13 protein-coding genes are annotated in these 12,245 nt (G+C 66.9%); 6 read left to right on the top strand and 7 right to left on the bottom strand.

Annotated features, from left to right (window positions below):
• Positions 1-2 precede the first annotated feature (2 nt).
• A complete protein-coding gene (locus ABLE71_RS09760; protein WP_348783142.1) occupies positions 3-998 on the bottom strand; it encodes an ABC transporter substrate-binding protein in 996 nt (331 codons plus the stop codon).
• A 168-nt stretch (positions 999-1,166) separates the two neighbouring features.
• Between ABLE71_RS09760 and ABLE71_RS09755 the strand changes: the two genes are divergently transcribed.
• Together ABLE71_RS09755 and ABLE71_RS09750 are read left to right on the top strand one after the other, a co-directional pair.
• Entirely contained in the window at positions 1,167-1,859 is a 693-nt protein-coding gene (locus tag ABLE71_RS09755; protein WP_348783141.1) for an FCD domain-containing protein, read from the top strand.
• Between the two features lie 129 nt (positions 1,860-1,988).
• Positions 1,989-3,230: an MFS transporter gene (locus ABLE71_RS09750; RefSeq protein ID WP_348783140.1), complete on the top strand. Its 1,242-nt coding sequence runs from the start codon at positions 1,989-1,991 to the stop codon at positions 3,228-3,230.
• A gap of 2 nt (positions 3,231-3,232) precedes the next feature.
• Here the strand turns inward: ABLE71_RS09750 and ABLE71_RS09745 are convergent, their stop codons facing one another.
• The 6 genes from ABLE71_RS09745 to hemC all read right to left on the bottom strand — a co-directional run bounded on the left by ABLE71_RS09745 (position 3,233) and on the right by hemC (position 9,286).
• Positions 3,233-3,958: a glutamine amidotransferase gene (locus tag ABLE71_RS09745; protein WP_348783139.1), complete on the bottom strand. Its 726-nt coding sequence runs from the start codon at positions 3,956-3,958 to the stop codon at positions 3,233-3,235.
• Positions 3,958-4,446: a TerB family tellurite resistance protein gene (locus ABLE71_RS09740; RefSeq protein WP_348783138.1), complete on the bottom strand. Its 489-nt coding sequence runs from the start codon at positions 4,444-4,446 to the stop codon at positions 3,958-3,960. Before ABLE71_RS09740 ends, ABLE71_RS09745 begins: the two co-directional genes overlap by 1 nt.
• A gap of 29 nt (positions 4,447-4,475) precedes the next feature.
• The gene (locus ABLE71_RS09735; RefSeq protein ID WP_348783137.1) at positions 4,476-6,071 is read right to left on the bottom strand and encodes a heme biosynthesis protein HemY; all 1,596 of its coding nucleotides are present in this window, start codon (positions 6,069-6,071) and stop codon (positions 4,476-4,478) included.
• A 9-nt stretch (positions 6,072-6,080) separates the two neighbouring features.
• Complete coding sequence (locus tag ABLE71_RS09730; protein ID WP_348783136.1) at positions 6,081-7,523, bottom strand: phage tail protein; 1,443 nt, start codon at positions 7,521-7,523, stop codon at positions 6,081-6,083.
• An 86-nt stretch (positions 7,524-7,609) separates the two neighbouring features.
• Positions 7,610-8,350: a uroporphyrinogen-III synthase gene (locus ABLE71_RS09725; RefSeq protein ID WP_348783135.1), complete on the bottom strand. Its 741-nt coding sequence runs from the start codon at positions 8,348-8,350 to the stop codon at positions 7,610-7,612.
• Positions 8,351-8,356: 6 nt separating this feature from the next.
• Positions 8,357-9,286: a hydroxymethylbilane synthase gene (gene hemC / locus ABLE71_RS09720; protein ID WP_348783134.1), complete on the bottom strand. Its 930-nt coding sequence runs from the start codon at positions 9,284-9,286 to the stop codon at positions 8,357-8,359.
• Positions 9,287-9,385: 99 nt separating this feature from the next.
• Here hemC and tsaD point away from each other — a divergent pair, with 99 nt between their 5' ends.
• From tsaD to ABLE71_RS09700, 4 genes are read left to right on the top strand one after another with little or no spacing between them, the layout of a single operon-like run.
• Positions 9,386-10,486 carry a tRNA (adenosine(37)-N6)-threonylcarbamoyltransferase complex transferase subunit TsaD gene (tsaD, locus tag ABLE71_RS09715; RefSeq protein WP_348783709.1) on the top strand — a complete coding sequence of 367 codons (1,101 nt, stop codon included), beginning with the start codon at positions 9,386-9,388 and terminating at the stop codon, positions 10,484-10,486.
• Positions 10,483-11,463, top strand: coding sequence for an NAD(P)H-dependent glycerol-3-phosphate dehydrogenase (locus tag ABLE71_RS09710; protein WP_348783133.1), 981 nt, complete (start codon positions 10,483-10,485; stop codon positions 11,461-11,463). The genes tsaD and ABLE71_RS09710 overlap by 4 nt, the downstream gene beginning before the upstream one ends.
• Positions 11,464-11,487: 24 nt before the next feature.
• Positions 11,488-11,793, top strand: a complete 306-nt coding sequence (locus ABLE71_RS09705; protein WP_348783132.1) for a YciI-like protein — start codon at positions 11,488-11,490, stop codon at positions 11,791-11,793.
• An 8-nt stretch (positions 11,794-11,801) separates the two neighbouring features.
• Positions 11,802-12,227, top strand: coding sequence for an EVE domain-containing protein (locus ABLE71_RS09700; protein WP_348783131.1), 426 nt, complete (start codon positions 11,802-11,804; stop codon positions 12,225-12,227).
• Positions 12,228-12,245 lie beyond the last annotated feature (18 nt).

Below are 12,245 nucleotides of genomic sequence, written 5' to 3'. Positions count from 1 at the left end.
TCTTACTTTTTACCCAGCTTAGCGGTCGCGCGGTCGAGCGCCGAAACGTCCCAGAAGTCCTCGACCTTCAGCGTTGCGACATCGCCCTCGATCTGGCCGGCGAGGCTGAAGAAGGCGAAGTCGTCCGCGGCCGCATCCGCGCCACCACCGTTGAGCGCGAGCGCGCCGGCCTCGGCTGTCTCCTTGTAATATTCTGCGATTTCCGCATCGGCTTCGGCGCCCAGGTCGGGCAGCAGCTTGTATTTGTTGCGCAGTTCCACCGCGACGGCCGGGTTCGCCGTGATTTCGCGTCCGGTGTTCATCAGCTCCTCGACGAGGATGTCGACGTCGGCTGCGTTGTTCTTGAGATAATCGGCGGTCGCGAACAAGGCCTCGTCGGTCGCGCTGAGATTCTCGACCGGCAGCACGATGAACTTGCCCGGCGCCTCGGCCTCGAGGGCTCGGCGGTTGGCGGCGTCGACGATCGACGCCTTGAGCGTGCCCTGGATCAGCGCGTTGCGGCGCACCTCCGAACCCGGGACATAACTGACCGTGCCGTAGGCAATGCCGTGGTTCTTGGCCATCAGCAGCATCACCGCCTCGGTGCCCGAGCCCCGCCCTTGGACGGCGATGTCCTGCCCGTCGAGGTCCTTCCAGGTCTTGTAGAGTTCGGCGTTGACGACCGGGAAGAAACGCAGCGTCGAGATTTGCGCGAAGATGCGGATCGGCACCCCGACCTTCTGGATCAGCGTGTAGGGCGCGCCGATGCCGACATCGGCCTGGCCGCCGACGATCGCCTGCGCGGCCAGATCCTCGTCGTTCAGGATGATGAGTTCGACATTGACACCGCGCTCCTTGGCGCGCTCGATCGCCGCCAGCGTCTGGATGGATTCGATGCCGGGCAAGTCGCCGAAAGCGATCCGCATGTCTCCGGCATTGGCGGCCGGCACGGCCACCGCAGCACCCATGAAGGCCGCGAAAGCGGTTGCCAGTATGCTGCGTCTTGAAAGGCTGGTCATGTTGCTTCCTCCCGTTTTTCTTGTAACCAATATGTTGATTGGTTAAGCAGAATTGGCGTATTGGTCAAGCGGTTTATCATCTGCCACGTGTACCGCAGCACGATTGACCGCGTCCGCGGATTCGTTCTAGTACGCGATTCAGGCGAGGATTCTCGATTGGTTGAACCAATGGACAAGATCGGCAACGGCGGTCACGCGGCGCTCGTGCAACTCCAGGCCTATCTGGCTCAGATAGACTTGCCGAGCGACGGCCGACTGCCGCCCGAGCGCGAGCTTTGCGACACGCTCGGCGTGTCGCGCGGCGACCTGCGCAAGGCGCTCGACGTGCTCGAACGGGACGGCCATATCTGGCGCCATGTCGGCAAGGGAACTTTCGTCGGCAGCGGACCGGTGGAGGAGACGATCGGGATTTCGGAGATCGCCGGCAGCTCGAATCCCGCCGACGTTATGCGCGCCCGCCTGATCATCGAGCCCGAGATCGCGCGCGAGGCCGCCCTTCACGCCACCATCGCCGACATCGCCGCGATGCGCCAATCGCTCGCCCAGACCCGTGAGGCCGCGACCTGGCGTCAATATGAGAACATCGACAATCTGCTGCACCGGCAGATCGCTCAAGCAAGCCGCAACAATGTTCTGCTCGGACTGTTCGACGTGCTGAACGCCGTGCGCCGCACCGTTGTCTGGGGGCGGCTGCGCTCCGACAGCGCCCGCCCGCCGGCCGACCACCACAGCTTTGCCGATCACGAGCGGATCGTGTCGGCAATCGCCGACCGCGATCTCGGCGGCGCCGCGGCCGCCATGCGGCTTCACTTGCAGCAGGTAGGCAGAAGGCTGATCCCGCTCAACGAGGCGGCGGAGTGAACTTCTCGGCAACACCCTTATTCGAAATTTCGCAACGTTACGAAAACCGCGAGCCAAACCGCCCTGGCTAAGCTATGTAGCCCGCCATCGGGCAGCTTCAGCATGACCCGCTGAACGACCGCCCGCAGCATGACTCCAGACGCAGCAACCACAACCGATCGACGTTACGCCGCTTTCCGGTATGGCGCGTTCATGCGCTTCTGGGCGGCGCGTTTCCTCGCCACACTCGCGACCCAGATCGTCTCGGTCGCCGTCGGCTGGCAGGTCTATGATCTGACGCGCGATCCCTTCGACCTCGGCCTGGTCGGCATCATCCAGTTCCTGCCGTCGCTGCTGCTGGTGCTGGTCACCGGCGCCGCTTCGGACAGGTTCGGCCGCCGCCTCATCATGGGACTCTCCACGGGCGTCGAGGCGCTGTGCGCTCTGGCGCTGCTGCTCTTTACGCTGCGCGGACTGACCGGCGTCGGGCCGATCTTCGCCGTGCTCGCCGTCTTCGGCGTCGCGCGCGCCTTCCTTGGGCCGGCGGCCGCGTCGCTCGTCGCCAACCTCGTGCCGAAGGAGGATTTCGCCAACGCCGTGGCGTGGAACTCCTCGGCCTGGCAGACGGCGACCATCGTCGGGCCGGTGGCCGGCGGCTTGCTCTACGGGCTGTCGGCGGAAGCGGCCTACGGCATTGCGGCCGTCTTGATGACTGCCGCCACGCTGCTGGCCTTCTCGATTCCCAGGCCCGCGCGGCGCGATGCGACCGACAAGCCGAACCTTGAAACGCTGTTTGCCGGATTTCGCTATATCTGGCGCGAGAGGGTCGTGCTCGGCGCGATCTCGCTCGATCTATTCGCCGTGCTCCTGTCGGGCGCTGTGGCGCTGCTGCCGGTCTATGCCCGCGACATTCTCGAGCTCGGCCCCTGGGGCCTTGGGCTGTTGCGCGCAGCTCCCGGCATCGGCGCGCTCGCCGTCGCCGTCTGGCTCACCGGACATCCGATCCGCGACCACGCCGGCATCGTCATGTTCGCCTTCGTCGCGCTGTTCGGCGTCTTCACCGTCGTCTTCGGCGTCTCGACCGTGCCGTGGCTTTCGATCCTTGCGCTCGCCATGCTCGGCGCGACGGACATGATCAGCGTCTACGTCCGCGAGACGCTGATCCAGCTCTGGACGCCGGACGAGGTGCGCGGCCGCGTCAACGCCGTCAACATGGTCTTCGTCGGCGCGTCGAACGAGCTCGGCGAGTTCCGCGCCGGCACCATGGCGGCGCTGATCGGCACGGTGCCGGCGGTCGTGTTCGGCGGCGTCGGTGCGGTGGCTGTCGCCGGTCTTTGGGCGGTGCTCTTCCCCCAGCTCAGGCGCATCCGCCACCTGCAAGGGCGCGAGTAGCCCTATCTCGTCCTGGCGTCCGCCGGCCGGCCGAAGATCGTCGCCAAAAATTCGTGCAGCCAGCGCTTGAGGTGCATGTCCCAGATCAGCCGGCCGCCGAGATGATCCCGGCCTGGCTGCGCGCCCGGCAGCTCGAAGCGGTGCGCCCCGTGCACGACCCAGCGGTGCATCATCAGTTGCGTCAGCTCGGCGTGGAACTGGATGCCCCAGGCGTTCTCGCCGTAGCGGAAAGCCTGGTTGGGATAGGTCTCGGCGGTTGCAAGCAGGGTCGCGCCATCAGGAAGCGAAAATCCCTCGCGGTGGAACTGGTAGACCATCTCCGGCCACTGCATGAGGGCCTCGCCGTCCTCCGTCGCCTTCAACGGATACCAGCCGATCTCGACCAGCCCGTCGCCATGGCCCTCGACCCTGCCGCCGAGATGATTGACCAGCATCTGCGCGCCGAGGCAGATGCCGAGAAACGGCCGGTTTTCCCTGAGCGGCACTTTCAACCACTCGGTCTCGCGGCGAACGAACTCTTCCTGGTCGTTGGCGCTCATCGGGCCTCCGAAAACGACGGCGCCGGCATGCCGTTCGAGCGTCTCGGGCAGTTCGTCGCCCAGAGGCGGCCGCCTGATATCCAGGTCGAAGCCCGCCTCGATCAGCTGGTGGCCGACGCGCCCGGCGCTCGACCGCTCCTGGTGCAGCACGACCAGCACTTTTTCCCTCGGCCGTTCCAGTCGCGGCATCAGTCTTCCGTGGATTTTCCTGTGGCGTCCGGCGCCTCTGCCTCTGCCTTCTTGCGTTGCAGGATGCGATCGCGCCGGTCGACCCCGATCAGCTCGGCGATGCGCCACAGCGTGTGATCCTCGAGTTCGTGCAACTCGCCGTCGGCAAAGACGATCTCCCACATCAGCCCGATGAACTCGATCCGCGCCTGCTCGTCGAGATCGCGCTTGAGCACACTGGTGAAGGCATAAAGATCGATCGCGTCCTCGTCCGCCTCGCCGCCGGCGGCAACGAGCTTGTCCAGTTCCTCGCCGTCAATATCGTACGCCTCGGCGAGTATTTTCTTCATGCGCTCCCATTCGGCGTCATGGCGCACGCCGTCGGCATCCATGACGTGGTACATCAGCGCCGCCGCCGCGACGCGTGGATCGTCCGTTCCGCGCGTCGCATCCCCGTCCGCCGCGCCGGCCGGCAGTTCCTTCAGAAAGGCGAGTATCCGATCGAACATCTTGCTCCAATCACGATGCGACGCGCCGCTCAGAAGAGGCGGAACCGCCGTTCCGATCTGTCTTCTTGCGATGGATCGACGCCCGGATCGTCCGGCAAGCGTGCAGGCTCCGCGACGTCCGGCTCCCCGGAGGCGTTCTCGGCGGTCTTCCCGGCCGCTTCGGCCTTCGTACCATCATCCACGATAACGGCCTCGACGATCTCAAGCGGTCCGCCAACCGCCTCATCGGCTTGGATCAGTGCCGTCGATGCATCGACTGCCGCAGGCTCCGCCCGGAGCGGCAGCGCCAGGGATGGGTGGGCAGGTTCGATGTCGGCCTGTTCGATCAGCTGGCCGAGGCGCTCCATCGGCACGCGCCATTCGAACGCATCGAGCTTGCCGGTTGCCGGAGAGACGGGCGCCCAATGCTCCGACACATAGCCGTCGGCCACCCACGCCGGATCGCGCGGCGCCCGCACGGCCCTGGCCAGAAACTGCCTGACCCGGCCCTGGTCGCCTGTTTCCGCCTCCTCGATATCCGCCAGCAGAAGATAGGCCCCCTCGCGCGGCTGCATGCGGATCGCCGCCTCGGCCGCCTCGCGCGCGAGCTTGAAGTCTTGCGCGTCGAGAGCCGCGCGGGCAACCGCCAGCGACGATTCCACATTGTTCGTCCTCAGCGACTGCAATTTCTGCGCCCGCGACAGCCGGTCGAGCACCGCATCGCCCGGCCGGGCATGGATATAGAGATCGGCGACATCAGGATGCGGTTCGGCCTTCCAGGCGGCTTCGAGGATCTTCGCCCCCTTGCGGATATCGTTCTGCCGGAACAGCGCCTTGGCGGCGATCACGGCTGCGGGCGGAAAATCCGGCGCCAGCCGGTTGGCCTCGACCGCGGCTGCCTTTGCGGCCGTGAGATCGGTGTCCAGCAGGTCCTGCGCCTTGGCGGTGAGCAGCACCGCGCGGCGGCGGTTGATCACGTCGCGATCGACCTGGCGCGTCGATTTCTGCGCATCGACGAGCTTCAGGGCGCCGTCCCAGTCGCCGCCTGCGGTCTTTTCCTCCAGCGTTGAATCGATCGCCCAGCCGAGCTGCGGCGCGACGTCGGCCGCACGGCCGGCATAGTGCCTTGCAGCCGAAAGGTCACCCAGGCGCTGGGCTTCCAGATAGAGTCCGCGCAGGCCGAGCAGCCGCATCTCCGGATCGTCGAGCATGCGCTCGAATTTCTCGCGCGCCGTATCGTGATCGCCTTCGAGCAGCGAAGCCTGGGCATCGAGCAGATGGATCAACGGCTCGGTGTCGGACCGGATCAGCTTTGCCGCCTGCTTGTTCATCTTGCGGGCAAGTGCGGCGTCGCCCGCCCCGGCGGCGATCATGCCGGTCGACAGCGCCTGATAGCCGCGGTCGCGCTGGCGCACGCGGAAATAGCGAGCGATCGTATAGGGGCTGTTCCAGATCGACTTGACCAGCCACCAGGATATCATCACGGCGGCAACGACCGCGGTGATCGCGACCGCCGCCACCATCAGGCTGACCTGATACTGGTAGCCGCCGAAGGTGACCACCATGTCGCCCGGCCGGTCGGCGAGCCAGGCGAAGCCCAGCCCGAGCGCGAAGACGACGATTAGGAAGAAGAGGATGCGGATCATGGTCCTTCCTTACGCCGCCTGCATGGCGGCGGCGATGGCCTGATCGGCGAGCTGCTCAACGGTGAGCCGCGCCCTGATCTTGTCGGCGAAGATAGCACCCGCGGCCTTTGCCGGCTCGGGCAGCGTATCGAACTCGGCGACCGCCTTGGCGAGGTCGCCGGCCTGCAGCGCCACTTCCATGCGCGCCACCGTTTCCGGCACGCCCGGCCCCTCAACGGCGCCGATCGGACGCACCGTTACCAACGATTCGGCGCTGGACAGCAGCCGCTCGAAAAAGCCGGCGTTTGCAGGCGGCGGGCTCGCCGCAGCGATGATGGCGTTGGCGGCCGCATCGGTCTCGGCGAGAATGTCGGCGCGGGTCGCGACACCCTTTTCCGCATAGGGACGAAGCTCTGAGAGGCCCGGCGCCCGCGGTGCGATGGCCGCGAACGTTTCGATCTCGGGCAGGAACGGCGCGCCGCGCTCGATCGCCGCTTTGAGAGCGGAGGCCGCGATCGCCAGAGCGATCTTCGGCTGCGCGGCCTGCGAATCGACCTTCGTCGCCAGAGTCGACACGCTCTGTTCCAGCGCGCCGAGACGGCCGTCGACGACGGAAGCCGCCTCGCCGGCGGCCTTCACCAGCACTTCGACGCCGGCGATCTTCTCGTTGATTGCGGCAATCTCCTCGGGAATGGCGCCATCTGCGCCGGGCCCGATTGCCGCGATCCTGGTTTCGATCTCGGCGATCTTGGCGTTGAGCGCCCCGAGCCCGGCGCTGTCGCCGCCACCCGATACCACCGCCTGCTTCAGCGCGGCGACGTCGGCTTTCACCTGATCGAACGCCTGGGAAAGAGCGTCGACCCTGCCTGTCATGTCGCCCGTATTGCCCGCGCCACTTTTCAGCCCCTCGATCTCGGATTTGAGAGCTGCGATTTCTGCCTCGACGGCTGCGGGGACCGACGGTTCCGCCGAACCGGAGGTTGAGCCGGGCGTTCCGAGAATGCCGGCGAATTGCAGCAGCCCGCCCGCGAGCAACGCCACGATGCCGCCGGCCACTCCAGCCGTAACGGCAGAGCCCCGCGATGAACGGGCAGGCGGAGGCGCGGTTCGCGGTTCAGACTGGGCAGCCGACGGCCGCGGCCCTTCCGCTGGCTCGTCGGGAACCGCCCGGCTCGCGTCCGGCTTCGTTTCATCCGCGAATGCGCTGGCCGGTTCCGGTGCGGTTTCGGAAGATTGTTCGGCCGCCGGTTCGCCGTCAGTTGTTTCTTGGGGCGGTTCGCCGCTGGTTGCTTCGAAAGGCGATTCGGCAACCGCTTCCGGTGCGCCGATGTCCTGCTTCGCAGGGTCGGCGCCATGCTCGGCGGTCGCCGCCTTGTCTTCCGCCGCAAGGCGCGAAACCTCATCCGGCCCAAGCTCGATGGTTACCGGCTCGCGCTGCGCCGTCGAGTGCCGTGTCCTGGGTGTCTTGACCATTACGGCCTCCGCGAGTGTCTGAACGTCCGGCAAGGTGAAGGGGTGCCGATCACTATCATACCGATGCCCTAAGAAAAGGGGCAGGCTTATGGCGCGCCATCTGCGGTGTGCCCGAGAAGATAAAGCAGTGCCGTTTCGCTAGGTTCCCGCGCGATCCGTATTCTGCCGCGCGGCCAGCCCCCAAGGGCCTGGGCCACCCGGTCGGAAATGCAGGCGAAAAGCGTGTTCTCGAACAGGTTCTCCAGTTGTGGCCGGCGTATCGTCGCAGCCAGGATCTCGGCCGCATTGGCGGAGTAGACCAGGGCGAAGTCGATGGGATGCCGTGTCGTGAGATTGAGGACCTCCTCGGCCGTGTAGCTGAGGCCCACCGTATCATAGGTTTCCACGGCGTGGATTGGGATGCCCTCATGGGCAAGCCGCTTTTCGAAGGCGGGCCGGCGGACCCGCCCGCAAAGATAGGCGAGCGGCAGGCTGGGACGCCGGCCGGCAATTGTCTCCGCGAGGCCTTCGGCGTCGCCGCCGCCGGCGATTACATTCGAAAACCCGGCATCGGTCGCGGACCGGGCGGTCGAAGCGCCCACTGCGAAGCACGGCAGATGCTTCAGCCTGTTGATCACGTCTTGCGGCGCATGGCGGATTGCGTTGGCGCTGGTGATTGCGACCGTCGCCACGTCATCCGGTATAACGCCGGCATCCACCGGCAAAGTCCGGATCTCGTGCAGAGGCAGCTTGTGCGCGTCAAAGCCGAGCGTCTCCAGGCGCCGCGCGGTCTCGGACGCGCCGGGCTCCGGCCGCGTCACCAGAACCCGCTTCGGCGCGCCGGCCATGACTGCCTAGCTCCAGTCGTCAAAAAAATGCGCGCCGGCGTCGCGGCGCAGCTTTTCGCCGGCGGCACGGCCGAGTTCGGCGGCATCCACGGCAGAGCCTTCCGACGACACCCCGTGGGCGCGCCTGCCGTCCGGCGCGATCACCAGCCCATTGAACGCCAGCCGGTCGCCGTCGATGACCGCATAGCCGGCGATCGGCGTCCGGCACGAGCCGTCGAGCGCGGCGAGGAAAGCGCGCTCGCAGGCGAGCGCCTGCGCTGTCGGAGCGTGGTTGATCGCGGCCAGCATTTCCTCGACGCGGGCATCGCCGATGCGGCTCTCGATGCATATCGCGCCCTGTCCTGGCGCAGTCGGAAATTTTTCAAGCGGCATCAGGTCGGTGACGATGCTCTGCAGCCCCAGCCGCTTCAGACCGGCAAGCGCCAGGATCGTGCCGTCGGCGATGCCCTCTTGCAGCTTGCGCAATCTCGTCTGCACATTGCCGCGGAAGCTGGCGACCTTGATGTCCGGCCGCATGCGCAGGATCAGCGCCTGTCGGCGCAGCGACGACGAGCCGACGGTCGCGCCCCGCGGCAGCTCCATGATGGAATTCGCGGTCTTGCCGATGAAGGCGTCGCGGGGATCCTCGCGCGGCAGGAAGGCCGACAGCGCCAAGCCTCCCGGCAGCGCGGTCGGCATGTCCTTCGAGGAATGCACGGCGATGTCGATGCGGCCGGCGAGCAGAGCCTCCTCGATCTCCTTGGTGAACAGGCCCTTGCCACCGGCTTCCGACAGTGGGCGATCCTGAATGCGGTCGCCGCTGGTCGTGATCACCTCGACCGAAAAGGCGTCCTCCGGCAGACCGTGCGCGGCCATCAGCCTTGCGCGCGTTTCATGCGCCTGCGCGAGCGCCAGCGGGCTGCCGCGCGTTCCAATCCTCAGCACGGTTGTTTGCATGCCACGGTCCGTGATAACCCCGGCGAAATCGGGTTTTGCCCGCAACCTCCTATCCCAGGACACGCCAGGCCGGCAATGATGGAACGGCGCGACAAGATGATCCGCGTTCTCGGCATCGAGACAAGCTGCGACGAAACCGCCGCCAGCGTGGTCGAGTTGCGCCCCGGCGCGGCGCCGAAAATCCTGTCGAGCATCGTGCTCAGCCAGATCGAGGAGCATGCCGCCTTCGGCGGCGTCGTGCCGGAGATCGCCGCGCGCGCCCATGTCGAGGCGCTGGACGGCATCATCGAGGCCGCGCTCGCCGATTCCGGAACCGACCTCGCGAACATCGACGCGGTGGCGGCGACTGCCGGGCCGGGTCTTGTCGGCGGGCTGATCGTCGGGCTGATGACCGCCAAGGCGGTCGCCAGCGCCGCCGGCAGGCCGCTGCTTGCGATCAACCATCTTGAGGGCCACGCGCTGACGGCTCGGCTTACCGACGGTCTGGAATTCCCGTATCTGCTGCTGCTCGTCTCCGGTGGCCACACGCAGATCGTTCTGGTGCGCGGCGTCGGCGACTACCAGCGCTGGGCGACCACCATCGACGATGCCCTGGGCGAAGCCTTCGACAAGACGGCCAAGATGCTCGGCCTTCCATATCCCGGCGGCCCAAACGTCGAGAGGGCGGCAAAGGACGGCAATCCGAAACGCTTCGCCTTTCCACGGCCGATGAAAGGTTCCGCCCAACCCGATTTCTCCTTCGCCGGGCTGAAGACGGCGGTCCGACAGGCCGCGACGGCGGCAGCACCGCTGTCGGACAGGGATGTCGCCGACATCTGCGCCTCTTTCCAGGCGGCGGTGTCGGATGCGCTGGCCGATCGCGTCGGGCGCAGCCTCGCGCGCTTCCGCGCCGAATATCCCGGCATTGCCGCGCCGGCCCTGGTGGTTGCGGGTGGCGTCGCGGCCAACAGGCAGATCCGCGCTGCGCTCGAAACGCAATGCGCGCAGAACGGCTTCCGGTTCGTCGCGCCGCCGCTCGAACTGTGCACCGACAACGCGGCGATGATCGCCTGGGCCGGCATCGAGCGCATCCGGGCCGGTCTTGTCGATACCCGGCTCGGCAACGACGACGCCTTCGCCTTCGTGCCGCGCTCGCGCTGGCCCCTCGACGAGGTTTCCGCGCCGGTGGTCGGCTCGGGCCGGCGGGGGGCCAAGGCGTGAGTTTTGCCGTCGCAGTGCTTGGCGGGGGCGCCTGGGGCACGGCGCTTGCCATGCAGATGCGGCGGGCCGGCCACGACGTCAGGCTGTGGGCGCGCGACGCCGACATGGTCGCGGCGATCGGGCGGTGCGAGAACCCGCGTTATCTGCCGGGGGTCAAGATCGACGCCGGCATCGAGGCGACGACCGACAGCGCCACGGCTCTCTCGGGGGCCGACTGCGTGCTGGCGGTGACGCCGGCGCAGGTGCTGCGCGCCGTGCTGGAAACAATCGGCAGCGATGTGCCGGCGGGCGTGCCGCTGGTGCTCTGCGCCAAGGGCATCGAACACGAGACGGGCCTGCTCTTGTCGCAGGTCGCCGCCGAGTTCCTGCCGGGCAATCCCGTCGCGGCACTTTCCGGTCCGAGTTTTGCCGCCGACCTCGCCAAGGGCCTGCCGACGGCGGTGGTGATCGCCGCGCAGGACGAAGCGCTGGCGGCATCGCTCGCGCAGTCCTTTTCCACCGAGCGTTTCCGCTGCTATTCGACCGGCGACCTCATCGGCGTGGAAATCGGCGGCGCCCTGAAGAACGTTTTTGCGATCGCCGCCGGAGCGGTTACCGGCGCCGGCCTGGGGGCGAGCGCGCAGGCCGCGATGGTGACGCGCGGCTTTGTCGAACTGCGGCGCATCGGCCAGGCTTTCGGTGCCGAGCCCGAGACCATCATGGGCCTGTCGGGGCTCGGCGACCTGCTGCTGTCCTGCGCATCGGCCCAGTCGCGCAACTTCGCCTATGGGCTGGCGCTCGGACGCGGCGAGAGCCTCCAGGGCCGGCCGCTCGCCGAAGGCGTGGCGACGGCGGGCATCGCGGCAAAAATCGCCCACGAGCGCAAGATCAAAGCGCCGATCATCACTGCGGTCGCCGGAATACTCGCCAGGCGCCTGACCATCAACGAGGCCGTGTCGGCGCTGATGTCGCGGCCGCTGCGGGCCGAAGCCGAATGACTTTCGAGAGAGGAGTTCTGGACCATGCTGTTTGCCCTGCTGTGCAAGGACAAGCCCGACCATCTGCAGGTGCGGCTTGACAACCGCCCCGACCACGTCGCGTTCCTGCGGAAGCTGAACGAAGCCGGCACGCTGAAGATCGCCGGGCCGTTCCTCGGCAACGACGGCAAGCCGACCGGCAGCCTCGTGGTCATCGAGGCGACCGACAAGGCCGAGGCGGCGGGCATCGCCGCACAGGATCCGTATGCCAAGGCGGGCCTGTTCGAGAGCGTCGAGATCAAGGCCTGGAACTGGACCTTCAACAACCCGGCCAATCCGTCGAATCCATAGGAGGAACCATGAACTACTGGCTGTTCAAGTCCGAGCCGTCGGTCTTTTCCTTCGACGACCTGAAAAAGAAGGGCAAGTCCGGCACCCAGTGGGACGGCGTGCGCAACTACGCCGCGCGCAACAACATGAAGGCGATGGCGATCGGCGACCTCGGCTTCTTCTACCATTCCAACGAGGGCCTCGACATCGTCGGCATCGCCGAGGTCTGCAAGCTTGCCCATCCCGACACCACGACCGACGACCCGCGCTGGGAATGCGTCGATATCCGTGCGGTGAAGGATGTGCCCAACCCGCCGACGCTCGAACAGGTCAAGGCCAACCCGAAACTTGCCGATATGGCGCTGGTTCGCCTCGGAAGACTGTCCGTTCAACCGGTAACGCCGGCCGAGTGGGCAGAAGTCTGCCGCATGGGCGGGGTCGATCCGGCCAAGTGACTGGTTTTGCAGGCGCAG

The organism is Mesorhizobium sp. KR9-304 (assembly GCF_040049215.1).
Taxonomy (GTDB): Bacteria; Pseudomonadota; Alphaproteobacteria; order Rhizobiales; family Rhizobiaceae; genus Mesorhizobium_K.
This window is presented reverse-complemented; position numbering and strand designations above follow the sequence as displayed.

Bases quoted from the DNA above. Each gene is read 5' to 3' on its own strand.
- ABLE71_RS09760 (WP_348783142.1), bottom strand. From the start codon at position 998: ATGACCAGCCTTTCAAGACGCAGCATACTGGCAACCGCTTTCGCGGCC.
- ABLE71_RS09755 (WP_348783141.1), top strand. From the start codon at position 1,167: ATGGACAAGATCGGCAACGGCGGTCACGCGGCGCTCGTGCAACTCCAG.
- ABLE71_RS09750 (WP_348783140.1), top strand. From the start codon at position 1,989: ATGACTCCAGACGCAGCAACCACAACCGATCGACGTTACGCCGCTTTC.
- ABLE71_RS09745 (WP_348783139.1), bottom strand. From the start codon at position 3,958: ATGCCGCGACTGGAACGGCCGAGGGAAAAAGTGCTGGTCGTGCTGCAC.
- ABLE71_RS09740 (WP_348783138.1), bottom strand. From the start codon at position 4,446: ATGTTCGATCGGATACTCGCCTTTCTGAAGGAACTGCCGGCCGGCGCG.
- ABLE71_RS09735 (WP_348783137.1), bottom strand. From the start codon at position 6,071: ATGATCCGCATCCTCTTCTTCCTAATCGTCGTCTTCGCGCTCGGGCTG.
- ABLE71_RS09730 (WP_348783136.1), bottom strand. From the start codon at position 7,523: ATGGTCAAGACACCCAGGACACGGCACTCGACGGCGCAGCGCGAGCCG.
- ABLE71_RS09725 (WP_348783135.1), bottom strand. From the start codon at position 8,350: ATGGCCGGCGCGCCGAAGCGGGTTCTGGTGACGCGGCCGGAGCCCGGC.
- hemC (WP_348783134.1), bottom strand. From the start codon at position 9,286: ATGCAAACAACCGTGCTGAGGATTGGAACGCGCGGCAGCCCGCTGGCG.
- ABLE71_RS09705 (WP_348783132.1), top strand. From the start codon at position 11,488: ATGCTGTTTGCCCTGCTGTGCAAGGACAAGCCCGACCATCTGCAGGTG.
- ABLE71_RS09700 (WP_348783131.1), top strand. From the start codon at position 11,802: ATGAACTACTGGCTGTTCAAGTCCGAGCCGTCGGTCTTTTCCTTCGAC.